The following is a 1,611-nucleotide window of genomic DNA, read 5'->3' as shown; positions in this document are numbered from 1 at the left end:
TTCAGATGTTGAAGAAGAATTAAAAAATTCAGACGAAACTTTAAATAAGTTTGCAGAAAGAGCAGCAAAAGCCGCCAATACGAGGAAACATAAAAATCAAGAAGATTCTTTAAGAAAGCCTCAAGATTCTTTAAGAAGTCTTGAAGATTCTTCAAGATGTCTTCAAGATTCTTCAAGAGGGTACAATAACATTAACATTAACATATATAAAAAAAATAAAACTAACGTTTTATTAAAAAAAGAAATTGATTTTGAAGATTTAGAAACAATCGATTTGATTGAAGAGCCAATCGAGGTTGATGCGATTGAAAGCGAACCAAATCAAATCGCAACATCATCAGACAACCAACCTCCCATTCACGAGCAAGAAAACGTTCCTAAAAAAGCCAAGCGAAGTAAGGGGAAAAAAGAACTTGGAAGCGTACCAGAAGATTTTGAACCTGATTTGCAATACGCAATCGATAAAGGCTTAACGCATGATGAGGCGTTATTAGAATTCGAAAGATTTAAACTTCATTGGAAAGCCAACCCATGTCGAAATGCAAACAATCGCGATTGGCAAAGTGCTTGGTGTGGTTGGATTATTAACCAGAATGGAACGCTCGCCAAGAAATTAGAACAGGAGAAACGATATGCAAACGAACGCTATAAGCTCTCAACAAATAACTTCACAAACAGCCTTTCACAAAGCTTCAGTACACTCAAATCAGCAATCACCACTAGCGATTCTTATGGATCAGAATGCAGCAGAGATACAGAGGCTATCAGTTCATTTGCAAGCACTTGCCAAGAGAGTGGACCGGAGTGTGTATCCTCCAACCTCTATGCATGGAAAGCCGTTGACGCTGGAGGAGAAAGCGCAAGTTTTGCAAGACTGTAATCGCTTACAAGCACTGCTTTCACGGAAAGTTACGGTTGAACATATCGAGGCGGCTGCTTATTTGCTTTCTGGTTTAAAAATACCGGCAAATATAGACCCTAATGTTATCGCTTTAAATTACAGCATAGCCTTATCAGATGCTTCAGAATACGCTCTAAAGCAGGCTGTTAAGGATATCATATGCGGAAAAGCAAAAGGATTATCGAAAACCTTTATGCCAACAGGAGCAGAGCTTGCAGAGTATTGCAGAAATTTGAAAGCAGAGCTTTTTTCGGGAGCATCAGTCATGAAATCGTATTTAAAAGCATTGAAGGATAAACAGCAAAGTAGTGAAGTTTGCTGATGATTTTGAGAATAGATATGCGTTTAAATTGACAGAAAGGCACCGTACAGAGCGATTTAAAGATTTTGTGATAAAAACCACATTGAAATTAAAAACGCTTCTGTACGGTCCATTTTGAGGCAAATAAACCCATTGGTAAAGTTATGGATTTAGATAGGGGATATTAAACCGGATGTTTTTAAAAAAACGTAAACAGAAGGGGGGAAAAAAGTTCGTTGCAACGGCGGTGGGGCATGCCCCATGGGGATTAGGGGTAGCTGAGTATTTTTACAATCTCTATGAATACGAAGATGGATCAAGAGAATACGAAGAATTTGACGGTGGTCAGTATCATGAGATACCTGAGAAAGTTGATTACAGTACCAAGGCGCAAGTGAAAGCTTGGATA

The 1,611-nt window shown here is 38.4% G+C and carries 3 protein-coding genes; all 3 read left to right on the top strand.

Annotated elements, in window-relative coordinates:
- A partial coding sequence (locus tag ACFIJW_RS00425) for a hypothetical protein (protein WP_375632752.1) occupies positions 1-880 on the top strand: 880 nt, incomplete at its 5' end.
- Complete coding sequence (locus ACFIJW_RS00420; protein ID WP_375632750.1) at positions 840-1,223, top strand: hypothetical protein; 384 nt, start codon at positions 840-842, stop codon at positions 1,221-1,223. The genes ACFIJW_RS00425 and ACFIJW_RS00420, both read left to right, overlap by 41 nt.
- Before the next feature lie 172 nt (positions 1,224-1,395).
- Positions 1,396-1,611: hypothetical protein (locus tag ACFIJW_RS00415; RefSeq protein ID WP_375632748.1), on the top strand; the 216-nt coding region annotated here is incomplete at its 3' end.

The sequence above is a fragment of the Bartonella sp. MM97QHHN genome (assembly GCF_042194285.1).
Classification (GTDB): domain Bacteria; phylum Pseudomonadota; class Alphaproteobacteria; order Rhizobiales; family Rhizobiaceae; genus Bartonella.
This window is presented reverse-complemented; position numbering and strand designations above follow the sequence as displayed.